This is a genomic window from Vibrio spartinae (assembly GCF_024347135.1).
Taxonomy (GTDB): domain Bacteria; phylum Pseudomonadota; class Gammaproteobacteria; order Enterobacterales; family Vibrionaceae; genus Vibrio; species Vibrio spartinae.
Window position 1 is genome coordinate 76,303 of sequence record NZ_AP024907.1, and the last position, 23,828, is coordinate 100,130.

The window sequence follows — 23,828 nt, forward strand, 5'->3', positions numbered from 1 at the left end:
TGGTCAATAAAGGAGATACACTCGGGCTACAAATGACCCGACCCCCAATGAGTAGTGGAGCCACGAACATGGCTGGCTCTCCGGTACTTATCAATGAACAGAATGGTTAGTGGCAACGAATGGAAAAGGATCAGCGTCATCTGTTGCGCTACAGTATTGCAGCCGGAGGCACGGATAATAATATGATTGCTCTGCTGCTGCAAATGCCGCTGTATTTATGGCCGGCAACTCAGAAAGAAGCACCGGAGGCTACCTGTCATCTGTTATACACCACCTACGGCAACACCGAAGGGATGATGAACTTGCAGGTCGTGGATGCAGAAAGCAATACCAAATCAACTCGTACCGTTACGGTAACCGCATAAATAAGGGCCGCGATAATATGACTCAGCATGAGGATAGGAAAGACAGAGAAGCAAGGATCGCAAATCAGCAAGCTGAATATGAGCTTCTCAAACAAGAAGTGAAAGAAGCGGCAGAGATTTACCAGTGGCAGATCCAAGTTGGGGCTTGGGAGGGAAAAAGTGGCCGATACATGCTGAATGGCATGGCAATTTTTATTGTTCTTATGGGCTTGTTAGTTGGCTGGGGGCTGACTGATAAGAATGGTTGGACCGGGTTTTGGATTGTGGGAATATGGGGGGGAATAATGGCCTCCTTTATCCGCTTTTTATGGTTTGCAGATTACCATTACCATTACCATCTGACGGAAAAAGGAATTTATTACACCTGTCAACAGGTGATTTCGGAGAACGCTTATACAGTGGTGCGTATTACTGCTTGGGTGGGTATCGCAGTTTGTGTACTCGCTGCCGCCCTGATTGGTCCACTGGCTTTTGTGGGAGCTGGAGCTTTTGCGTTGATGTCATTTAGTATGACAAACTTTAGTGCAGAAACGATTTCAATCGGGATTCGTTTTGATGGTTGTTACCGGATTGTTCACTTGAAAGATCAAGAGGTTATCCGGTTATATAATGACACCCGCAAGCGTTATAGTACTGGGGGCATTTTTTGTAGCCCAGATGAAAAATTTCATCTTATACAGTTATTAAAATCTCAGCTTCCTGATGTAAAAATACTCGAAGCTAAAAGATATAAAGAGGTTTTGAATCCAAGCATGATATCACCGGATGAAACGTCAGCTTCGTAGTCAATAGGATCAGGAGAGGCGTCGCCTTTCCTTCCTGTTTTTATTTCTGATCTCCTCAAATGTAATCAAACGACTAAGCAACAGAAGTTCGCTATGGCGTAATCGAGATGCTCTATCCGGTCAATATGGACCGTCGCTCACCTTTAGTCAGCATCTTAACCGAGACCTTTAACAAAGCACTCAGGCAGTAAGTTCCGGTTATCGGTTCAGGTAATCAGTTCTTCAGGTAATAAATGTGCACGCTTTAGATGATGATCATTGTTCACTCTGTTATCAAAAATGAGACACTTCCGTGATACTTATTCCACTTCTTTCGGGCAACTTCTTGCTCACTGGGCAACTTCTTGCTCGCCTCTGGGCAAGAAGTTGCTTGTATCTATATTTATGTCTTTATAAATACTTGATTTTATTGATATACATGAGTTGGCACAGCCCTTGCTCTGACTGTACAAGAGCCTAAAGGTTCTCTGTGTATTAAAAACATGAACTTATTATAGATAATTGAAGGAATTTCAGAATGCCAACTCCATGTTATATCTCTATCGAAGGCGAAACTCAGGGGCTAATCACGTCAGGCGCTTGTACTGCTGATTCTATCGGTGACTCTTTTGTTGAAGGTCACGAAGATGAAATGATGGTTCAACAGTTTGACCATGTTGTTAGTGTTCCGACTGATCCTCAGTCTGGTCAACCAGCGGGTCAACGTGTTCACAAGCCTTTCCAATTCACTGTGAACCTGAACAAAGCTGTTCCTCTGCTGTATAACGCATTGGCTTCAGGTGAAAAAATGTCTGCTGTTACTTTGAAGTGGTACCGCACTTCAATCGAAGGCAAGCAAGAAAACTTCTTCACCACAACACTTGAAAACGCAACTATCGTTGACATCAAGTGTGAAATGCCACACTGCCAAAACCCAGCAGACTCTGATTTCACTCAGAACCTGACTGTGTCAATGTCTTACCGTAAGATCACTTGGGACCACGTTAACGCGGGTACTTCAGGTGCTGACGACTGGCGTAAACCAATCGAAGCTTAATTGTCTGATGAACAGGCACCGTACGTGTCTGTCCGACAATGCTTTGATGGTCATGTTGCTCACCGATTGGTGGGCAACATTGTTTATAGCGCGACTTTTTTTACCTTTCATACGAATTTATTTGTAACAAGCTTATTTCGTCATCAGCAATCAGGCTGTGCCGAGATGAACCCCTGTTCCCCGCCAGATAACCGCTTACCTTCGATATAATACTTTGAGCGATCGATCTTTATGATTCGGCTTTCACATTTGTATTTTGGCTCACAAGATATTTTGCGACTTCTCACCTAAGCTTCTTATTGTCTTACTCGAATATGGAGAGGAATCAATGGGTCAAGCTGAAATGATCAACCGCTCCGGCGTTGGGAGGTAAACTTGCCACCACTTGGAAGTTTCCTCATTCCGTGGTTGATGCGATTGAGCACTGCGAAAATCCGGATGCTGCGGCCAAAAGCCCGCAATATGCTCGGTTGATTCACCTGTCCCGGATCATCAACGAACACTGGGATTTATTCGTCAGTGAGCAGGAAAAATTTAACTTCATGACCAAATAAGCTTATAGCGATATGCTAAATGTATCGTCTGCAGCGATACCCGATTTGGATACCCATCGAGGGGAAGGAAAAGAGCTTGCCCATCAAATTACCTAGTTGTTATCGATTGAGTTGGGCTTATGAGTGTCATGACCGTGATGTTGTGTTAAGGATGAGGAATTGATCATGAAGAGACCATCGGTTTGCATTGCAGTGACCTTGATAATTGGTTTGCTCGCTGGTTGTACCGCTCAGCAGAAGCGGCATTCAATGATGGCGCAATTGTATGATGGCCGTCCTGTGAGTCGTCTGGCTGTGGATAGTGCGCCGCAAACAGCACAGGAAGCGATTGTCCGTGGCGATGCTGCGATGCATGCGCAGCAGGATGATTTAGCGCTGTTTGAGTATATTCGTGCGTTGTCATTATTGCCAGCGGGACAGCACCGGGATAAAACCCTTTATAAAATTGGGCGAATTCATCAGTTGCATCAGCGTGATAGGTTATCCGAGAAAGCTTATCAGATGGCGTTGCAAGACAATCCGCACAATATCGACGTATTGCAGCAGTTGGGAGTGAATTACAGTAAAAAAGGGGCGTTTGATGTCGGAAAACGTTGCTTTATTCGCGCCATTAATGCGGATCAGTTGCGTTTGCATCACCATGTGATGCTATCTCCGTCGATAAACCAGATTGATACCGTCGATGCTTTAGAAATGGATGACCATTCTCCCGCCAATGCTTACATGGGGCTGGGGATTATTTATGATGTGGCGTCTCAGCATGGTATGGCTCAGGCGCTCTATAAAAAGGTGCTCAATGTCCACCCACAATCGAGCAAAGTACTGCTCAATATCGGTTATTCCTATTACATGAGTGGTGACGACCTTGAGGCGAAGCGCGCCACACTTGCTGCATTGGCGCTTGATCCCGATAACAGCAGAGCGCAGAACAATCTGGGCCTCATTTATCTTGGTCAGGGTAAAATACAGCGAGCGCTGAATGTGTTTATGCAGCAGATGGCAAGTTATCAGGCATTAAATCGTGTCGGCTACTTACTGATGATTCAGGGGCACCCTGACAAGGCAATTCCTTATTTGCAGCAAGCCATTGATGAAAAGTCATCCTTCTATCAAGCCGCGCATGAAAATCTGGAAAGAGCGTTTGCTGAAGTGAACGCCTTGGCTCATCAATAGCTATCGATGGTTTGCACCACCAACACGACTCAAAGTCCTTTCTGAATCAAAAACTGATACGGTTCTTGCTCGATTTGAGCTTCCAACAACTGATGATCCATAAACCGACAGAAGCTGGGAATATCGCGGGTTGTTGAGGGGTCATCGGCAATGACCAGTAGTTTCTCACCGTCTTTCATCGAACGAATGGTTTTTCTGACCATCATGACAGGTTCGGGACACCGTAATCCTTCTGCCTCTAATGTGTAATCGGCTAATGAGTTATCAATGGTCATGGCAGGTGGCTTTGTTAGTCATTTGAATGTCAAATAATACTGGGGAAGAAAAAATATTCAATAACCTCTTGGCAAATGAAACTTTTTGTTTTAATTTATTTAACATGTTTGCAACATGACGTCGAGGAGCAAGGAATGCTGAACAAAATCGACAGATTAACTATCTATGCTCTGATGGGATTTATCTCGTTTGGAGCGTTGGTGATAAGCACATCGGCGTCGGAACAAGCGTCACTCATGCCGGTATGGGGAGTGATTGCTGCAATGATTGGGCTTCAGCTGGAAGTCCAACAATACGATACATCCAAGCATTGATTGAAAAGTAACTCTAAATACAATGCAACATTTCCGACACTATCCCATTTTTCTTGGGCTTCCCCGCAGTAATGCGGGATTTTTTTGCCTGTCATTCAGTGATTGGCTCGTGATGGACAATTATCACGACTTGGTGACTTTCGCTGACGAGTTTAGCCAGAAGCAACCAAACCTATATAAAGCAAGACGTGAAATATTCACCCGGGATGAGCCGCTCAGAACCATAGTATTCGTTGGTTATCTTTTGAGCGACCATGCCAGTCAATTGAATTGACCGGCATGATGGTGGCAGGTGGTTCTAAGACTGAGACAAAAAGAACTGATAGGTCGGATTGTCGGTCTCGTCTTTGTACTGATAACCCAATTCAACGAGATGAGCTGAGAAACGGACTAAATCGTCGTCATTGAGCTCAAATGCACAAAGCACCCGACCGTAGTCGGCACCATGGTTGCGATAGTTGAAGAGACTGATATTCCAGTGCGTCCCGAGTGTACTGAGGAATGTCAGCAGTGCTCCGGGATATTCCGGAAATTCGAATGCGTATAACCGTTCTTTGAGTGGTTTCGACGGCCTTCCGCCAATCATGTAACGAATGTGCAGTTTGGCGATTTCATCATCGGATAAATCGATCACCGGATAGCCAGCTTTGCGCAGATCCTGAATAATGCTGTTGAGTTCTTCCGGGCCGCCGGCGAGACGAATCCCGACGAAGACATTGGCCAGTGAGTCATCATTGTAGCGATAGTTAAACTCTGTGACCGCCCGGCCACCGATAATCTGGCAGAATTCGAAAAATGCCCCTTTGCGCTCAGGGATGGTCACGGCAAGCAAACCTTCACGTTTTTCGCCCAGTTCACATCGTTCTGAAACATAGCGTAAGCCGTGAAAGTTGGTGTTGGCTCCGGAGAGCACGGTTCCTAACTGTTTGCCCGTCAGCTGGTGTTGTTCTGCATATTTTTTCAAACCCGCCAGAGCCAGAGCGCCGGAAGGTTCAGCAATCGCGCGGGTATCTTCAAAGATATCTTTCACTGCGGCACAGATTTCGTCACTGGACACAGAGATATGGCCGTCGAGATATTGCTGACACAAACGGAAGGTCTCATCGCCAATGCGTTTTACCGCGACCCCGTCTGCAAACATGCTGACTTGTTCAAGAACCACCGGTTCTCCGGCATCAAGCGCGGCTTTTAAACAACTCGATTCTTCCGGTTCAACGGCAATCACTTTGATTTCGGGCATCAGTTGTTTGATCAGCACGGCAACACCGGCTGCCAGACCACCGCCACCGACGGGCACGAAGATATAATCCAGATGACCGTTCTGTTGCAGCATCTCCATGCCAATCGTGCCTTGTCCGGCAATGACCAGTGGATGATCGAAAGGGGGCACAAACGTATAATGATGCTCCGCGGCAAGTCGTTCGGCTTCTGCTTTCGCTTCATCGAAGTTATTGCCGAATAACACCACTGCGCCACCAAATCCACGCACGGCATCAACTTTGATGTCTGGTGTGGTTTTGGGCATGACGATGGTTGATTTCACACCTAACTTCGTGCCGGATAAGGCCAATCCCTGAGCATGGTTACCTGCGGAGGCTGTAATAATGCCGGCTTGCTTTTGGGCTTCGCTCAGATTAGCAATCATGTTGTAAGCACCGCGCAGTTTAAACGAATGGACTGGCTGGCGATCTTCGCGTTTGAGCTGGACTCGGTTATTGAGTCGCGCTGCAAGCCGGGGCATGTCTTGCAATGGTGTCACCATCGCAACCTCGTAAACCGGGGCGCGCAAAATTTGGCGCAGATAATCTGCGCCGGTTTGGCTGGTGAATGTCATCGACTAGTCTCCTAGCTTGGATTTATCTCTCACCGCGCCTTTGTCAGCACTGGTGGCCATGCTGGCATAGGCTTTCAACGCAAAAGAGACTTCACGCTGGCGGTTGGCCGGTTTCCAGCCGAGCTGATCTTGCTCAGCACGGCGACTTGTCAGTTCATCCGCTGACACAACCAGTTCAATGGCTCGTCCGGGAATATCAATGTCAATGATGTCACCGTTTTTAATCAGCCCGATAGCACCGCCATTGGCAGCTTCCGGAGAGGCGTGACCGATAGAGAGACCGGATGTACCGCCGGAGAAGCGACCGTCGGTCAGCAAGGCACACGATTTACCGAGTCCCATCGATTTGAGGTACGTGGTCGGATACAGCATTTCTTGCATGCCGGGGCCGCCTTTGGGTCCTTCGTAGCGGATGACGACCACTTCACCTGCTTTGACTTGACCGCTAAGAATCCCTTCAACCGCATCTTCCTGACTTTCAAACACAATCGCCGGACCACGGAATTTCAGGTTACTTTCATCGACACCTGCGGTTTTGACGATACAGCCGTCCAATGCGATATTGCCTTTCAATACCGCAAGGCCACCATCTTGGCTGAAAGCGTGTTCTTTGGTTCGGATACATCCGTCCTGACGATCATCATCCAGCGTTTCCCAGTAGCAATCTTGTGAGAAGGCCTGAGTGGTGCGGATACCCGCAGGTCCGGCTCGGTAGAATGTTTTCACGTCAGTTGAGTCGGTCTGCATAATGTCATATTGCGCCAGCTGTTCTTGCAGGCTGATGCCGAGTACCGTTCTGGTCTCTGTATTCAGGAGATTGGCGCGGCTAAGTTCACCGAGTATCCCCATGACACCGCCGGCACGGTGGACGTCTTCCATATGGTACTTCTGAGTGGACGGTGCCACTTTACACAAATGCGGTACGCGGCGTGACATACGGTTAATATCATCCATGGTGAAGTCCACTTCACCTTCTTGTGCTGCAGCAAGCAGGTGCAGGACGGTATTGGTTGAACCGCCCATGGCAATATCCAGCGCCATGGCATTTTCAAAGGCAGATTTATTGGCAATGTTACGTGGCAGAACCGATGCATCATCCTGTTCGTAATAGCGTTTTGCCAGGCCGACGATGCGTTGACCTGCTGTGAGGAAGAGTGTTTTGCGATCCGCATGCGTTGCGAGCAGTGAACCGTTGCCCGGCTGCGACAGCCCCAAAGCTTCAGTCAGACAGTTCATCGAGTTGGCTGTAAACATACCGGAGCAAGAACCGCATGTCGGACAAGCGGAACGCTCGACCTGTTCACTTTGTTCGTCAGATACATTTGGATCGGCACCTTGAATCATCGCATCAACGAGATCGAGTTTGATTAGCTGGTCGGAAAGTTTGGTTTTACCGGCTTCCATCGGCCCACCGGAAACAAAGATCACGGGGATATTCAGGCGCAGCGAGGCCATGAGCATTCCGGGGGTGATTTTGTCACAGTTGGAGATACAGACCATCGCGTCGGCACAGTGCGCATTGACCATGTATTCGACGGAGTCAGCAATCAACTCACGAGAAGGTAGTGAGTAGAGCATCCCGCCGTGGCCCATCGCGATCCCGTCATCGACGGCAATGGTGTTAAATTCTTTGGCAATACCACCGGCCTCTTCAATTTCACGAGCGACCATCTGGCCTAAGTCTTTCAGATGAACATGGCCCGGTACAAACTGGGTGAATGAATTGACCACGGCAATGATGGGCTTCCCAAAATCATCTTCTTTGACGCCGGTAGCACGCCATAACGCGCGTGCCCCAGCCATATTGCGACCATGTGTTGTTGTTGCGGAACGATACTTCGGCATTGTGTTGTCCTTTACTTGATTCTTTTGGGGTTAGGCATTCTCTTGAGGATTGACGTAATCTAACCAACCCCATTTATCTTCAGTGGTTCCATTGAACAGTCCGAAAAAGGCATCCTGAATGACTTTGGTTGTCGGACCGCGTTTTCCTGAACCGACGGTGATGCGATCGACACTGCGTACCGGCACGATTTCAGCTGCGGTTCCGGTCATGAAAATTTCGTCTGCCAGATAGAGCCCTTCACGGGCGATATTGGCTTCGCGGACGGTATAGCCGAGATCTTTCGCCAAAATCATAATGGTATCGCGCGTAATCCCCGGAAGAATCGAGCTGGTTGTCGGTGGCGTGAGGATTTCTCCGTCTTTGACCACAAAAATATTTTCACCGGCCCCTTCGGACAGATACCCGTCAACACTCAGGGCGATTCCTTCGTCATAACCGTGACGACGGGCTTCACCACCAACCAGGAGCGAAGAAAGGTAGTTCCCCCCGGCTTTCGCAGCCGTTGGGATGGTATTTGGTGCAGCGCGGTTCCAACTGGAGATCATCGCATCAACGCCATTTTCCAATGCTTCTTCGCCAAGATAGGCACCCCATGGGAAAGCCGCGATAATTACATCCAGTTCAGTATCGTTTGGCGGGCAAACGCCTAGACCGACGTTACCGACAAAAGCTAATGGGCGGATATAAGCGGAATTCAGTTGATTTGCGCGTAAGGTTTCCCGGGTTGCTTCCATAATTTCTTCAACAGAATATGGAATCGGGAAGCGATAAATTTTGGCAGAGTTGATTAAGCGTTGTGCGTGTTCCCGATGACGGAACACGATCGGGCCTTTGGGGGTGTCATAGCAGCGAACGCCTTCGAAGACCGATGTTCCATAGTGCATTGCGTGCGTCAGGACATGTACTTGAGCATTTGCCCACGGCATCATTTCCCCGTTAAACCATATAAAATCCGCAGTATTAGTAGCCATTATTATTTCTTCCTTATGCACAAATTTTTTGTTGTAAATTGTTATTGGGTAGTTCGTTACTGCTGATTTGAATGACTTCAACAGTACGCACATCCCATAATTTTTCGATTTGGTTGGTCAATGTTGTGATCGGCCGATCGCTGTCGACGATAATTTCGACGCTGGCAACTTTGCTTTCATGATTTTGGGTTGCCGCAACCTGTTTGATGATGAATCCGCGGTGACGAATGACACGCAGAACCCGCTCTAGCAGAACCGGCTTATCATCAGCTTTGATGTCGAGTAGATATCTTTCCATTTCTGGTGTCTCCTATGTATTTTCCAGCATTTCATTGTTTGATGCACCGGGTGGTACCAGTGGCCAGACATTTTCTTCTTCATCAATTGCTACATGCAGTAGATAAGCGGTTTTGCTTGCCAGCATTTCTTGTAAAGCCGGTTCGACTTCTTCTTTCTTGGTAATGGTTTTGCCCGGAATATCGAAAGCGCGTGCCAGCATGATGAAATCCGGGTTATCGTCCAGAATCGTTTCACTGTGGCGACCATCGAAAAACAGCGATTGCCATTGACGAACCATGCCCAGACGCTGGTTGTTCAACAATACGATTTTGACCGGAATCTGGCGACGTTTTAACGTACCCAACTCCTGAATATTCATCATAAATGAACCGTCACCCGTAATCAGAATGGACTGGTCGTCGGGGCGAGCCACGGCTGCACCCATCGCAGCCGGCAAACCAAATCCCATGGTGCCGAGCCCCGCAGATGAGATAAAGTTTTGCGGCGATCTTGGCTGAATGTGCTGGGCCGCCCACATTTGATGTTGGCCGACATCTGTTGAGACAACCGAGTTATCAGGCATCATATCGGATAACTGTTTCAGCAGCAGCGGTGCATAAATCAGCTCACCGGGATGGTCATAACGCCATTTGAATCCACTCCGCAAGCTCTCACTGTGGTGAACCCAGCCACTAATGTCATGTGAGAGTTCCAGTTGCGGCAGAATCGTATTGATGTCGCCCCGCAGTGCAGCATTGGCACGTCGGAGTTTATTGAACTCTGCGGCATCGATATCAATATGAATCACTTTTGCATGTGGGGCGAAGGTATCGAGTTTGCCGGTCACCCGGTCATCAAAACGAGCACCGACCGTGATGAGGAGATCACATTCCTGAACGACTAAATTGGCTGCTTTCGTCCCATGCATGCCTAACATACCCAGATAGTGAGGGTCGTGGCGTTCAACCGAGCCCAACCCTTTAAGGGTACTGACGGAAGGCATCGGGTTGAGTCGTAAAAACTCTCGTACCGTTTCGGTCGCATGTGCGAGCTGCACACCGCCACCGACATAAAAAACCGGACGTTGGCTTTCATTCAGCATCGTTTGTGCTTTCGCGAGTTCATCCGGATTGGTTTGAGGCATGGCAGGGGGAATACATGGGGTGAGCGTTGTGACCGGGGATTGGGCCAGTTGAACGTCTTTTGCGATATCAACGATGACTGGCCCCGGGCGCCCCGCTTTGGCAACTTCAAAGGCCTCCGCCAATGTGGGGGCCAGATCATGGATATCGGTCACCAGATAACTGTGTTTGGTACAAGACAGTGACATGCCGATCACATCCATTTCCTGAAATGCATCCGTTCCGATGTGAGAGCTGGCGACCTGTCCGGTAATGGCAACCAGCGGGACGGAATCAAGGAAAGCATCTGCCAGTCCCGTCACAAGGTTCGTGGCTCCCGGGCCTGATGTCGCCATGCATACGGCCACTTCTTGGGTTGATCTTGCCATCCCGATGGCTGCCATGGCCGCCCCTTGTTCGTGACGACACAAAATATGTTCGACACCACCGTCATACAGGGCATCGTAGATGGGCATGATTGCACCGCCCGGATAACCAAATATGGTCTTGATACCTTGTTGTTTCAGGGCTGCTACGACGAGTTGCGCTCCAGTCATCGTGATCCTCCCATACATTCATTGTTCTTGTTGCTTCGTGTTGTGTTGTGTGAGCACTTCATGTGCGACTCCCGTTATACCGCTTTGCCGACTGGGTCAGCGCACGTTTTATTATTGTATAGACTAAAAAAAACCCCCGGACTTTTCAGTGCGGGGGCTTTTTTTATCTTGCTGCTATCTTTCGTCCAGTAGCCCCCGCGCGGAATCAATAATGACCACGACTAGAATAAGGCTAATGAGAGAATGTAAACGGACGATTCGATGCATCATGAATAGAAATCTTATTTTTAGTGAATGTTTCAAGATTGATGAAAATCTCGACATACTTAGTGTTTAACATACAATTCTGTTACATGACAAGGAAAACATCATTCTTTTTTCATATTCTTTTGTTTTCCGCTTGCGTTATACCTACCCCTGTCCATTCGCGTATCACTGATTGATACCGTGAATACTTATGAATCAATCACAAGGGAATTATATGGGGTTAGCAATCATTCATAGCCGAGCGAGTGTCGGTGTAGAAGCACCGTTGGTGACGGTTGAAGTACATATTAGTAATGGGATGCCCGGATTTACACTGGTGGGCTTACCGGAAACCACGGTCAAAGAATCACGGGATCGGGTTCGTAGTGCGATTATCCATTCTCGATTTGAATTTCCACCCAAACGCATCACTGTCAATCTGGCACCGGCCGATTTACCGAAAGAGGGCGGCCGATTCGACCTGCCTATCGCTTTGGGCATTCTGGCGGCATCGGATCAAATCATCTCGGATCATCTGGCAAACTATGAGTTTTTAGGGGAGTTGGCACTATCCGGTCAGTTGCGAACCGTGAAAGGCGTTTTGCCCGCAGCCTTGGCTGCCGGGATGGCTGACCGTGCTTTGGTGGTGCCGCATGAAAATGGCGATCAGGCAGCTTTAGTCGGGCAAGAACAGCATTATTCTGCCGGGAGTTTGCAAGAAGTCTGTCAGGCTTTATGCGGCGATTTGTCACTGGGATTGCATCAGTCTCCGCCACAGATTGAACAACCCGCGTCTGTGCGGGATTTGCAGGATATTATCGGCCAGCAACAGGGCAAGCGTGCGTTAGAAATTGCCGCTGCCGGGCATCATAATTTACTGTTTCTCGGGCCTCCGGGAACGGGTAAAACGATGCTGGCCTCCCGGCTATGTGACTTACTGCCGGAGATGAGTAATGAAGAAGCGATGGAAACAGCTGCGGTTGCTTCACTGACGCAACAGGATATTCATCAGTACAACTGGAAACAGCGGCCATTTCGTGCGCCGCATCATTCCAGCTCTATGGCCGCTTTGGTTGGCGGCGGCTCGATTCCGCGTCCCGGTGAAATCTCACTGGCTCATAACGGATTACTCTTTCTCGATGAGATGCCGGAGTTTGAACGTCGGGTGCTCGATTCATTACGTGAACCATTGGAGTCCGGAGAAATTGTGATTTCGCGGGCGCAAGGGAAGACGCGTTTCCCTGCGCGGTTTCAGTTAGTTGGTGCGTTAAATCCAAGCCCGACCGGTTATTATGAAGGTCAGGGCAGCCGGATTAATCCACAACATATTCTCCGCTATCTGAGTCGATTATCGGGGCCGTTATTGGATCGCTTCGACTTGTCGATTGAGATCCCTGCTTTACCAAAAGGAATGCTTGCCGAAGGCGGGGGACGGGGAGAGACAACACAGGTTGTCCGTGAGCGGGTGCTGCGGGCTCGTGAATTAATGCTCCGTTTACGGGGGAAAGCGAATTCTCTTCTGACCAGCCGCGAAATCGAGACGTTCTGCCCATTGGCAAAATCTGATGCCGACTTTCTGGAAAATGCATTGCACAGTCTTGGTCTGTCTATTCGTGCTTATCATCGCATTATTAAAGTTGCCCGGACGATTGCCGATTTGGCGGAAGAGGAACACATCCAGCGGGCTCATTTGGCAGAAGCATTGGGATATCGAGCGATGGATCGATTATTGAAGCAGTTAAATATGCAGGCCGTGTAAAGTGCTAAATTCTGGTTGAAAATGGCCTCTCTTGTTGCAACATATATCACGGGTTTCAACCATTCAAGCAGTATGAAACGGTATTTGGGCGCTATCGGCACGACGAAGAGAAGCATGTTATTCAATGACTAAATTTGTATAATCACACGCTATTTTATTCTTTGAGCGGAAATGACGTCTATCTTATGTTGGCTTACGTTTTATTGGTTGTAAACGCCTGTTTGGTGTTGGTGAATACTGGTCTTTGTTCTGTTGCGATCTGTGTGGCGGCTCTGATCAAATTGTTGTTGCCAACGCCTGCTTTAAAAGCTCATGCGACACGGCTGGCCAACGGGTTTATGTGGTTGTGGGCCACAGTCAATATGCGCATTTTGCACTTATCCAATCCGGTCAAATGGGACATTCAGGGCGTCGATGACTTAAATCGGCAGGGATGGTATCTGATGATTAGTAATCATATGAGCTGGACGGATATCGTCGTGCTGTGCAGTGTGTTTAAAGATCGGATCCCAATGCCGAAGTTTTTCTTAAAACAACAGTTACTTTACGTGCCGTTTATCGGGATGAGTTGCTGGGCGCTGGATATGCCGTTTATGCGTCGTTATTCAAGAGAATATCTGCTGCGTCATCCGGAAAAGCGCGGTCAGGATCTGGCGACGACACGTCGCTCCTGTACGAAATTTAAGAATGCACCGACCACTGTGGTCAATTATGTTGAGGGTACGCGTTTCACACCGGAGAAACAACGTGCAACCCGATCAAGCTATCGGCATCTGTTGCCACCGAAATCAGGAGGCATCGCTTATACGCTGGCAGCCATGGGTGAGCAGTTTGAGCACATTATTGATGTGACGCTGGCTTATCCGGATAATCAGGCAATGCCTTTTAAAGATATGTTGATGGGCAGAATGCAGCGTATTGTGGTTCGGGTCCGGGTTTTGCCGATTGATGAGCGGGTTTCCGGTGATTACTTCAATGACAAACCTTATAAACGGCAGTTTCAGAAATGGTTAGGGGATGTCTGGGAGCACAAAGATGAGTTATTGGATGATATCTATCAGTGATGCTGGATGAGCCATGTGATATCGACGAATCAGGGAGCCCAAAGCTCCCTGATTGTTTTGAATTGTTCTGTTGAGGTTGTTACCTTCCCCCCAAGCCGGTTATTTTTTCAGCAAATAATTGACCAACTCAAAATATTGTTCGGTTTTGATATCGTGTGGTGGCTGCACAAGGTACTTATTGTTGACGACAACGGCTGGAACGCCTGTCAGGCCACTTTCTTCAAAGGTCTTATCGAAACGGCGTACCATAGAATCGACGGCAAAGCTGTTAAATGCATTATCGAATGATTTGGCATTAATCCCTTCATCAGTAAAGATTTGCTTCAACGCTTCGTCATTCTGAGGTGGACGTCGTTTGTTATGGATGCGATCAAACATCACCGGTACCATTTTGTCTTCCACATTCAGAGAGACCATCGTTGCATAAGCTTTACTCATCGAATGTGCCATGTTGCCACCCATGAATGAAACATGAACACGCTGGAATTCAGTCCCTGCCGGAAGCTGTGCTGCCAGTTTTTCAACAATGGGCTCAAACTCATTACAGTGTGGGCAGTAGAACGAGAAAAACTCCATCACTTTCGGGTTCTCGGAATGCGGCCGATCAAGCACTTTGTAGTATTTGCCTTCTTCAAACTGAGCGGCGTGAAGAGACAGACTGACGAGTAAAGTTGTTAGTAAAGCAAAAAGCTTTTTCATGATGAACTCCATATGATTCGATTATTGTATTATACCCACCTCACTTCAAATCCTTCTTTACCGCATATATTCAACGCTGGTGAAACATGTTTATGCAAAGTCACAGCAATGAATTTTATTGAAGCGATTCTTCAAGGTTGGGTATTGGGGCTACCATTGGGGCATAAAAGAAAGTGGCATTTCTTCCAGTGCTGAAATTTGTTCTTTCAGTGCAAGCACTTGGCCCTCCCAATATTTGGGATCATTAAACCAAGGAAAAGCGACCGGAAACGCAGGATCTTGCCATCTCTTTGCCAACCATGCCATGTAATGTACCATGCGTAGACCACGCAACGGTTCAATTAGTTTCAATTCAGAAGGGTTAAAATCGCAAAATTCTTGGTAACCTTCAAGGATTGTATCGAGTTGTGCAAGTCGATCAGCACGATCACCGTGCAGCAGCATCCATAAGTCCTGAATCGCCGGGCCGTTACGCGCATCATCCAGATCGACAAATATCGGGCCATCACGCCAGAGAATATTGCCCGGATGACAGTCTCCATGGAGACGAATATTGTGAGTTTGTTTCGGCCAGAGCGGTTCTATCGTATGAATCAGCAAAGAGAGATCGGAAAAAAACGCCTTTTCGATATGAGATGGAATAAACGTTGATTTTTCCAGTAGTTGTTGGGGGTGATAGAGGTACTCGTCTAGTGTGATGGTTGGACGATGCGTAAAGGGTTGTTTGGCTCCGACTTGATGAATACGTCCCATAAACCGTCCAACCCACTCAAGTTGTTCAGCATTGTCAATTTCGAACTGGCGTCCCCCCTCACTGCGAAACAATGTAAATCGATACCCCTGATAATGATGTAGTGTCTTGTCCATCAGGCAGATCGGTGCGGAAATCGGGACGTCGGATTCAGTGAGTTCTTGAGCAAACTGGTGTTCTTCTTCAATTTGTTCGTCCGACCATCGTTCTGGACGATAAAATTTCACCACATAGCGCTGACGAGATTCATCGGTAAACTGGTAAACCCGGTTCTCGTAGCTATTCAACGGCAAGAATCCGGATTCGGCACGGATACCGATGCTCTCTAGTGCATACCACATGAGGTCTGGAGTCAGTGCATCGAAGTGAAAGGTTACTTGTGTCATGATCAGAGCTTGGCTTATCGGTCTGTGATGTGTGACGAAAGACTAACATTGATTCACGATATCCCCAAACAGGCTCACTCCCTGCAAATCTGTCGGGGGATACACAAGACGGCTGCGTAACGGCCTTGTTGAGGGGAAATTGCTCCCTCCTCAGTTGAGTGATGACTTATGTTAAGCGGAATGCATTGACAGACTGCGACAAATCGGCTGCTATCCCCGTGAGTTGGTGGGTTTTATCCGCATTGTCATCCGATGTTTCTGCGGTTGCCTTCGCCAGATCGTTAATCTCGACAATACTGGCATTGATTTCCGCAGAAACGTGGGTTTGTTGTTCTGCCGCTGTCGCGATCTGGCTATTCATATCCTGAATCACAACAACTGATTGGCGGATCGTTTCTAAGGCGTTCGTGGCGTGTAATGAACGTTCTTCGGCATGCTTCGCCCCTTCGGTATTCGATGCGATAAGCTGAACCGTTTTCTTGGTTTCTCCCTGAAGTCGTTCGATGACCGTCTGAATTTGCTCGGTGCTCTCTCGGGTCCGGCTGGCAAGTTTTCTGACTTCGTCTGCGACAACGGCAAATCCACGACCATTTTCGCCAGCCCGGGCTGCCTCAATTGCGGCATTTAAAGCCAACAGGTTGGTCTGTTCCGAGATGGTATTGATCACATCAAGAATTCCCCCGATATCAATGGTTTCTTTCTCTAATTGAGCGGTGGTTGTCACAACTTGTTCCATGCCTTGAGCCAACATCCGGATGCTTTGACTCATCTCTTGGACGATGTCTAATCCTTGTTGCGATTTTTCAGCCGCTTCCTCCGCTGCCGAAGATGCGTTCAGAGCATTTTGTGCGACTTCATCGACAGTTACGGTCATTTCATTCATCGCTGTTGACGTTTGCTCCAACTGATTCATTTGGGATTGAGAGCTTTGATTGACATACTGGGCCGAAGAAGACAATGTCTGAGAAACCTGATCGATATTCGTGGCCGAATCATTGATATTGGTGACGATATGCCGAAGATTAGCCACCATGTGGAGAACGGATCGATAGATACCCGTCGCATGTTTTTGGGTTGTTAGCTGGTGAGATAGATCGCCATGCGCAATTTGTTCGACGATATCAGATATCTGTTGAGGCTCTCCGCCTATCGGTTTATACATCAGTTGAATAACCAGCCAATAGACGATGCCTAGAGATAAACTCAGTAAAACAATGGCTAACACAATGGTTAAATATAAATTATGTTTTGATGGTTGAAGAATATTATCCCAAGTGTCCCAGGACCAAACCATCCAATGAAGTGAGTCAATGGTTATTTCTGTAACATAATATTCCTTCCCATTATGTGTATAAGAATGGATGCTATTCTCTTTATTTTTATAAGGTGTGTAGGAGGGCCTTATTGTGAATAGGTTTTTGCCAATCTCATCTTCATTTTTCGATGAAAAAATAAAGCCATCCGTTCGACTGACAAAGACTTGTTTATTTTCTGAGATCTTATCGACAAAAGCATTTACTGTATCTATTGAGAAATTTGCTGATAATACACCAATCACTTTTCCGTTTCGATATATTGGGTTGGCGAGCGCGATAACAGATTTGCCCTCTATACTTTTAAACGGTGTCGTAACAATATTTTCGTCTCCTTTCATCCCTCGAATGAACCATTCTCGTTGGTGTTGTTTGGCATTGAAATTGGGAATAAAACCGTTGGTGCTGGTGGAAAACGTTTTGCCGGAAGGCAGTGCAACATAAGCATTAAGGAGGTCTATCTTGTCAGAAAGCTCTCTCAGTGTAGAGAGTAGTTTTTTTTCGTCGGTAATCCGACCATCTTGTATGGGCAGGGAATCTCCGACAATATCAAGAATATGGAATATTCTTTTAGTTTCAAGATCGAGAACCTGAGCAATTAATGTCGATTGATTGGTTAATTTCTCCGTGTAATTTTCACTGGATGATGAGCGAAAATTATAAAAACATACAATTGAGATTATTGTAACAATGATAGTAAATAATCCGCCAATATAGGATATTAATTTAGCCTTCGCACTCACTGACGTTCCTCTTTTTTAATATATATTTAGGTGCGTAGAGCATACCATTGCTGATTGATTATTTGTTGGTCAAATTTACTGGTTGGAGATGATGTTTTTTGATAGACAACCATATAGAAAGTGTGCTTATAAATATTCATTATATGATTTAATATATCAACAAGGTTATATGGCTTTTATATATTTTATTGATGTAATTGTTGGTTTATTCGATTTATTTAAAAAAATAAATTGAAAGAGATGTTTCATTAGATTTTGAACTCTATTTTATTGAATGGTTCAGACTGGTGGTTATTGGCTTGATAAAAATTTTTAGTTCGATAAAAAGGCTGGATTGATGTCATCGCAGACCCCGAATGGGGTCATGCGTGCGTGGTTATGGTTATTCGATAATACCGCGAGCTTTCAAAATAGCGGTTTTAAAATCATCTTCCTGATCTTTTTTTAAGCCCGGAATCATCTCATCTTTGCCACTATGGCGCATTTTTAGATGATAGATCAGCGTATCGTCGCTTAAATCTGCCAAGTTGCCCTGATAACCGGCTTCGTTGGCGAGCTTGACCAAAAAGGTCAGCAGGTTTAACTCAGAATCTTTTTGCCACTCGGGTTCTAGCAGGTCGATCAGTTCTTCGATACGGTGACATTTCATCGGTTTCTCCATGAGTTTTGTATGGACTTATGCAGGTAAAGTAGCAAATTACAGGCAGGAAACCAACGTGAAAAAGACAATAAAAAAGCGCAGTGTCTGACTGCGCTTTCATGGGGTTGGCTTATGCTGCTTTTACTTCGGTTGATGTTTGTGGTGCTTCATGCACACGTTTCTCTGCCGGGGTCATTACAGGTGCAACTTTTACTTTTGGTCTAGAAGCTGCGAAGCTTGCTCGACGACGTGACGCACTACCATATGAGTGCGAAAACCTGACTGCTGCTGGGTGCATATATATACCTAACGGTCAGACATTTCCCTTGCCATTTCAATGGCCTAGATTAGCTATTGAGTCAAGACTTCATCATCACTGCTGAAGGTGGGCTCATCTGGCGCAAACCGTTCCGAATAGCTGTCTAGGAATTTCGTATGTACAATTTATGTACACATGATTAAGGATAGCATTTACATATGAATTGATCGATAACCTTTTGTTCATACAATGTCATAAAATTTAAATTATTGATGCTGAGAATTGAGTTCTGGCAAAGTTCAGTATTACTATGGATGATCCATTTAGCTCATGATCGGATGAGATAAAGTTAATCGCAGAAGGCTGGGGGAGGTAGATATGTCTTTTTTGAAGAAAACCCTCGCAAGTTTTGGTATCGGGTCAGCAAAAGTTGACTCTATTTTACAACAAGAGGTGCTCCAACCCGGACAACAGGCCAATGTCACGATCTATGTCTATGGGGGAGCAACAGCACAGGACATTGATAATATCGAAGCACGATTATGTTGTCGCTATATCGATGAAGAGCCGGTTGGCGATGATCGTCAGGGAAGCCCCCGGACACAAAGAGTGCATCGGCACTGTGTTTTGGATCAATGGCGCTTGCCGTATGCATTCACCATTCACCCCGGAGAGACTCGGGACTTTTTGGTGACATTCAATATTCCCTGGAATACACCCATTACGATTGGTGATGCAAAAGTTTGGCTGGAAACCGGACTGGACATTGCACTCGCCGCCGATCCGACAGATAAAGACGAAGTGACCGTACGGCCAGAGCCGTTACTCGATGCCGTATTTAGTGCTTTCGAGTCTCAGGGGTTCCGAATTCGTCAAGTTGAATGTGAAGCTGCCAGTGGATTCGAGCTGCCGTTCGTTCAGGAGTTTGAGTTCGTGCCAACAACCGGGCCCTATCATGGTCGCTGGCGTGAAATTGAAGTCATCGCCTATCGTTCAGAGTCTGGCTTAGAATTATGGTTTGAAATTGATCGACAACAGAGCGGAGTCGGTGGCATGTTGTCTCATCTGCTTAGAAGTGGTGCATTGAAGCGCCATCTGATGATTCCGATCGCAACTCCGGTTGAACAGGTGGCCGGATGCGTATTCGATTTTCTTGAGGAAAGTACGTAGATTTCAGCGTACACATGTAAGTTGAATTGTGTCATACTCAGCGACGAAATGAATTCTCAGGAGTTTCGCATGACCTCGTTGAAGCAGGGATATACGTTCAAAGAAGAGATATGGAATTCGGTCACACACGGTGTCGGCTTGATTCTGGGCATCATCGGTTTAGTGATGCTGCTGGTGAAAGCCACATCAGGAACCGATGATGTTTTGACAGTCACGAGTGTTGCGATCTACGGTGCCAGCATCATTATGTTGTTTCTTGCTTCGACGCTCTATCACTCGATTCCGCTTCAGCGCGCCAAACGCGGGTTGAAAACGTTTGATCATTGTGCGATTTATCTGTTGATTGCCGGCAGTTATACCCCGTTTCTCTTGGTGAGTCTGAGAACGCCCTTAGCGATAGGACTGATGACCGTGATCTGGTTGATTGCGCTGGTTGGTATTGTCTTAAAAATCGCCTTTATTCACCGCTTTAAACGCTTGTCTTTAGTGATCTATGTTGTCATGGGATGGCTGTCTTTAATCGTGGTATATCAGTTGGCTATTCACCTGAATATTGGGGGGCTGACTTTGCTGGCTGTGGGAGGAATTATCTATACGTTAGGGGTGATTTTCTATGTGGCGGAAAAGATCCCGTATAATCATGCGATCTGGCATGGCTTCGTCCTCAGTGGCTGTGCCTGCCACTTCTTCTCTATTTATTATTATGTGTTGTCCTGAGTATTGAGACATTCGGTGTCGAAAGCATTTGGAATGCGACACTGACCGTTGTTATGTCTGCCGACGGAGCTCGCTTTTGTCTGTTTTAACGTCGCCAGAATGCGGGAAAGAACAGGACCAGAATGGTCAGAATTTCCAGCCTTCCCATTAACATGCCAAAACTCAGAATCCACTTAGCTGTGTCTGGTAGCGGCGCAAAATTACCTGTCGGTCCGATGATATTCCCCATCCCCGGACCAACGTTTGAGACGGCTGTGATAGCTCCGGAAATGCTGGTTGTCGAATCCAATCCCATGGCACTGAGCGCAGCGGCAATGATGATGATTGTAATCCCAAAAGTCAGTGCGAAAGCGACTACGGAACGAACAATGTCATCGGTGACCGGGCGATTATTATAGCGCTGAACAAAGACTCCGGAAGGATGGATGAGCTTCATCATCTGTCGATTGAGTAGTGTGATGGCAATTTGAAAACGGAAGATTTTGATCCCACCGGCAGTTGAACCGGAACAGGCGCCGGCCATCATTAAAAACGCAAATAATGTGCTGGGCAGCGCTCCCCAGGCAGTAAAGTCATCCAGCCCGTATCCAGTCGTTGTCACCACAGAAACAATATTAAACATGGCAACCCGAATGGCATCCATCACGGGATAACCGTTGTGGATAATGAGCCACACCGCCACAATGCTGCTTGCTGCGAGAAACAAATAGAAGAAGCCGCGTACCTGAGCATCTTTATACAGTTCGATCGGTGTTTTTTTACGGATGGCTGAGACAAAAAGTAAGAAGGGTAATCCGCCAAGGAACATAAAAACGGTGGCAATCCAATGTGCGCCTTTTGAGAAGTGATTCATCGAACCGTCAGAGGTCGAGTATCCTCCGGTCGATAACGTTGTGAATGAATGGTTGATTGCCTCAAATACTGTCATACCAGTCATGACATAGCCAATACAACATAAAAGCGTCAGAATGACATAGACAATCACGATGTTTTTGGCAACGGTTTTGGCTCGGGGACTACTTTTATCAGACCAGTCAGATGACTCCGTCTGGAACAGTTTCATCCCTCCGACATTGAGCATCGGTAGTACGGCTACTGCCATCACGATAAATCCGACCCCCCCCAACCATTGTAAGATTGAGCGCCAGAGTAAGATGCTGGGTGCCATGTTATCCAGACCACTCAGGACGGTGGAGCCGGTTGTGGTAATACCGGACATCGTTTCAAAATAGGCGTCCGTAAAACTAATGTGATTGATAAACACGAAAGGGAGTGCTGCAAAAGCACTGGCAACCGTCCAGACTAAACTGGTGATCAGAAACATATCCCGGACATTGAGCTTAAAATTCGCAGTACGGCCGAGGGTCAGAAAAATAAAGGCTACGACATGTGTAATCAGCACGGCCTGTCCGAAGTCCAGAAATCCGGCTGTGCCACTGACAAAGGACACCAATGTCGGAACATACATAAACAAAGCGAGTTTGGAAAGCACCAAGCCTAGGACAAATAGAATCGATTTCAGATTCAGCATGGTCATCAACCACTACAGGAAAAATGGACTGGGCTGGAATAGTGCTTCCACATCGGAAACGTATTTTTTATTGACCAAGAACATCACCACATGGTCATCCTGTTCAATGAGTGTCCGGTCATGGGCAATCAGTACCTCTTCACCTCGCACAATAGCACCGATTGTCGTACCGGGAGGCAGTCTGATATCCCCAACCGCTTTGCCGACCACTTTTGAGGTGGTTTCATCACCGTGAGCAATCGCTTCAATCGCTTCCGCAGCACCGCGGCGCAAGGAAGAAACGTTGACAATATCGGCCCGGCGAACGTGTGTGAGCAACGCAGAAATGGTTGCCTGTTGTGGCGATATTGCGACATCAATCACGCCGCCTTGCACGAGGTCTACATAAGCGCCTCTTTGAATCAGAACCATTACTTTTTTGGCGCCCAAGCGTTTTGCCAGCATGGCGGACATAATGTTGGTTTCATCTTCATTGGTCAGGGCAATGAAGACATCCACTTGATCGATGTTTTCTTCGGTCAACAGCTCTTGATCAGCGGCATCACCACAAAACACAATGGTATTTTCCAACTGTTCCGACAGATATTCAGCACGCTGGTAGCTTCTTTCTATGAGTTTGACACTGTAGCTATGCTCCAGACGTCTGGCGAGACTTGCCCCGATGTTGCCACCCCCGACGATCATGATTCTGCGATAGGGTCTTTCCAGACGCTGTAGCTCACTCATGATGGAACGGATATGATTACTGGCGGCCACAAAGAAAACTTCATCATCGGCTTCAATGACGGTTGTTCCCTGAGGACGAATAGGTCTGCCTTGACGGAAAATGGCTGCAACGCGGGTTTCGATATGTGGCATATGTTCGCGCAGTGCTGAAAGTGCATTGCCAACCAGTGGGCCACCATAATACGCTTTGACCGCGACCAGACTGACTTTTTGATTGGCGAAGCTGACCACTTGTAGCGCACCGGGATAGTGGACTAAGCGCTCGATATAACTGGTTACGAGTTCTTCCGGTGCGATCAAATGGTCGACGGGGACAGCTCCGGAATGAAAGAGTGTCTCTTTTTCAGCAAGGTATTCAGGAGAACGAATTCGGGCGATACGGTTCGGGGTGTTAAACAAGGTAAATGCGACCTGACAGGCGGCCATATTGGTTTCATCGGTGTTTGTTACCGCCACCAGCATATCGGCATCCTGAGCGCCTGCTTCTTTGAGAACTCCCGGATGGCTGGCATGTCCGTTGACAACACGAAGGTCGTATTTGTCCTGAAGTTCTCTCAGGCGGTCACTACTTTTATCGACAATCGTAATATCGTTGTTTTCACCAACTAGGTTTTCCGCCAGCGTGCCACCTACCTGACCGGCTCCAAGAATGATGATTTTCATAACATAATCTCTTGTTTACCACTGAAAAGACAGTGCACTTAAAATCCGTG

The 23,828-nt window shown here is 47.1% G+C and carries 22 protein-coding genes; 10 read left to right on the top strand and 12 right to left on the bottom strand.

Annotation, left to right across the window (positions count from 1 at the left end; all coding sequences use genetic code 11):
- Positions 1–119: 119 nt before the first annotated feature.
- The 5 genes from OCU60_RS00335 to OCU60_RS00355 all read left to right on the top strand — a co-directional run bounded on the left by OCU60_RS00335 (position 120) and on the right by OCU60_RS00355 (position 3,913).
- Positions 120–365, top strand: a complete 246-nt coding sequence (locus tag OCU60_RS00335) for a hypothetical protein (RefSeq protein ID WP_074374044.1) — start codon at positions 120–122, stop codon at positions 363–365.
- Positions 366–382: 17 nt separating this feature from the next.
- On the top strand, positions 383–1,150 hold the full coding sequence (locus OCU60_RS00340) for a hypothetical protein (protein ID WP_074374045.1): 768 nt from the start codon (positions 383–385) through the stop codon (positions 1,148–1,150).
- Between the two features lie 517 nt (positions 1,151–1,667).
- Positions 1,668–2,186 carry an Hcp family type VI secretion system effector gene (locus OCU60_RS00345; RefSeq protein ID WP_074374046.1) on the top strand — a complete coding sequence of 173 codons (519 nt, stop codon included), beginning with the start codon at positions 1,668–1,670 and terminating at the stop codon, positions 2,184–2,186.
- A gap of 362 nt (positions 2,187–2,548) precedes the next feature.
- Positions 2,549–2,740 carry a hypothetical protein gene (locus OCU60_RS00350; protein WP_139302134.1) on the top strand — a complete coding sequence of 64 codons (192 nt, stop codon included), beginning with the start codon at positions 2,549–2,551 and terminating at the stop codon, positions 2,738–2,740.
- 165 nt (positions 2,741–2,905) lie between these two features.
- Complete coding sequence (locus tag OCU60_RS00355; protein ID WP_074374047.1) at positions 2,906–3,913, top strand: tetratricopeptide repeat protein; 1,008 nt, start codon at positions 2,906–2,908, stop codon at positions 3,911–3,913.
- Positions 3,914–3,942: 29 nt separating this feature from the next.
- Here the strand turns inward: OCU60_RS00355 and tusA are convergent, their stop codons facing one another.
- Positions 3,943–4,188 (bottom strand): sulfurtransferase TusA, encoded by a 246-nt coding sequence (gene tusA / locus OCU60_RS00360; RefSeq protein WP_074374048.1) that lies wholly within the window; start codon positions 4,186–4,188, stop codon positions 3,943–3,945.
- A 135-nt stretch (positions 4,189–4,323) separates the two neighbouring features.
- Between tusA and OCU60_RS00365 the strand changes: the two genes are divergently transcribed.
- Positions 4,324–4,503 carry a hypothetical protein gene (locus tag OCU60_RS00365; protein WP_074374049.1) on the top strand — a complete coding sequence of 60 codons (180 nt, stop codon included), beginning with the start codon at positions 4,324–4,326 and terminating at the stop codon, positions 4,501–4,503.
- A 298-nt stretch (positions 4,504–4,801) separates the two neighbouring features.
- On the opposite strand, the gene ilvA is transcribed toward OCU60_RS00365, so the two are convergent.
- The 5 genes from ilvA to ilvG are packed head-to-tail and all read right to left on the bottom strand — an operon-like array spanning position 4,802 to position 11,111.
- Positions 4,802–6,337: a threonine ammonia-lyase, biosynthetic gene (ilvA, locus tag OCU60_RS00370; protein ID WP_074374051.1), complete on the bottom strand. Its 1,536-nt coding sequence runs from the start codon at positions 6,335–6,337 to the stop codon at positions 4,802–4,804.
- Positions 6,338–6,340: 3 nt separating this feature from the next.
- A complete protein-coding gene (ilvD, locus tag OCU60_RS00375) occupies positions 6,341–8,182 on the bottom strand; it encodes a dihydroxy-acid dehydratase (RefSeq protein WP_074374052.1) in 1,842 nt (613 codons plus the stop codon).
- 30 nt (positions 8,183–8,212) lie between these two features.
- Complete coding sequence (locus OCU60_RS00380; RefSeq protein WP_074374053.1) at positions 8,213–9,154, bottom strand: branched-chain amino acid transaminase; 942 nt, start codon at positions 9,152–9,154, stop codon at positions 8,213–8,215.
- Positions 9,155–9,167: 13 nt separating this feature from the next.
- Complete coding sequence (ilvM, locus tag OCU60_RS00385; protein WP_074374054.1) at positions 9,168–9,452, bottom strand: acetolactate synthase 2 small subunit; 285 nt, start codon at positions 9,450–9,452, stop codon at positions 9,168–9,170.
- Positions 9,453–9,464: 12 nt separating this feature from the next.
- Positions 9,465–11,111, bottom strand: coding sequence for an acetolactate synthase 2 catalytic subunit (gene ilvG / locus OCU60_RS00390; RefSeq protein WP_074374055.1), 1,647 nt, complete (start codon positions 11,109–11,111; stop codon positions 9,465–9,467).
- 481 nt (positions 11,112–11,592) lie between these two features.
- Between ilvG and OCU60_RS00395 the strand changes: the two genes are divergently transcribed.
- Positions 11,593–13,116 carry a YifB family Mg chelatase-like AAA ATPase gene (locus OCU60_RS00395; RefSeq protein WP_074374056.1) on the top strand — a complete coding sequence of 508 codons (1,524 nt, stop codon included), beginning with the start codon at positions 11,593–11,595 and terminating at the stop codon, positions 13,114–13,116.
- 185 nt (positions 13,117–13,301) lie between these two features.
- The gene (locus OCU60_RS00400) at positions 13,302–14,180 is read left to right on the top strand and encodes an acyltransferase (protein WP_074374057.1); all 879 of its coding nucleotides are present in this window, start codon (positions 13,302–13,304) and stop codon (positions 14,178–14,180) included.
- A 99-nt stretch (positions 14,181–14,279) separates the two neighbouring features.
- Here the strand turns inward: OCU60_RS00400 and OCU60_RS00405 are convergent, their stop codons facing one another.
- From OCU60_RS00405 to OCU60_RS00420, 4 genes are all read right to left on the bottom strand, one after another.
- A complete protein-coding gene (locus tag OCU60_RS00405; RefSeq protein WP_074374058.1) occupies positions 14,280–14,879 on the bottom strand; it encodes a thiol:disulfide interchange protein DsbA/DsbL in 600 nt (199 codons plus the stop codon).
- A gap of 150 nt (positions 14,880–15,029) precedes the next feature.
- A complete protein-coding gene (locus tag OCU60_RS00410) occupies positions 15,030–16,016 on the bottom strand; it encodes a serine/threonine protein kinase (RefSeq protein WP_074374059.1) in 987 nt (328 codons plus the stop codon).
- Between the two features lie 166 nt (positions 16,017–16,182).
- Complete coding sequence (locus tag OCU60_RS00415) at positions 16,183–18,072, bottom strand: methyl-accepting chemotaxis protein (RefSeq protein WP_074374060.1); 1,890 nt, start codon at positions 18,070–18,072, stop codon at positions 16,183–16,185.
- A 382-nt stretch (positions 18,073–18,454) separates the two neighbouring features.
- Positions 18,455–18,721: a YihD family protein gene (locus OCU60_RS00420; RefSeq protein WP_074374061.1), complete on the bottom strand. Its 267-nt coding sequence runs from the start codon at positions 18,719–18,721 to the stop codon at positions 18,455–18,457.
- A gap of 628 nt (positions 18,722–19,349) precedes the next feature.
- On the opposite strand from OCU60_RS00420, the gene OCU60_RS00425 reads away from it, so the two are divergent.
- Entirely contained in the window at positions 19,350–20,141 is a 792-nt protein-coding gene (locus OCU60_RS00425) for a sporulation protein (RefSeq protein ID WP_074374062.1), read from the top strand.
- Between the two features lie 69 nt (positions 20,142–20,210).
- Complete coding sequence (trhA, locus tag OCU60_RS00430) at positions 20,211–20,858, top strand: PAQR family membrane homeostasis protein TrhA (RefSeq protein WP_074374063.1); 648 nt, start codon at positions 20,211–20,213, stop codon at positions 20,856–20,858.
- An 85-nt stretch (positions 20,859–20,943) separates the two neighbouring features.
- On the opposite strand, the gene OCU60_RS00435 is transcribed toward trhA, so the two are convergent.
- Both OCU60_RS00435 and trkA read right to left on the bottom strand, forming a co-directional pair.
- Positions 20,944–22,389 carry a TrkH family potassium uptake protein gene (locus OCU60_RS00435; RefSeq protein WP_074374079.1) on the bottom strand — a complete coding sequence of 482 codons (1,446 nt, stop codon included), beginning with the start codon at positions 22,387–22,389 and terminating at the stop codon, positions 20,944–20,946.
- A gap of 12 nt (positions 22,390–22,401) precedes the next feature.
- The gene (gene trkA / locus OCU60_RS00440; protein WP_074374064.1) at positions 22,402–23,778 is read right to left on the bottom strand and encodes a Trk system potassium transporter TrkA; all 1,377 of its coding nucleotides are present in this window, start codon (positions 23,776–23,778) and stop codon (positions 22,402–22,404) included.
- Positions 23,779–23,828 lie beyond the last annotated feature (50 nt).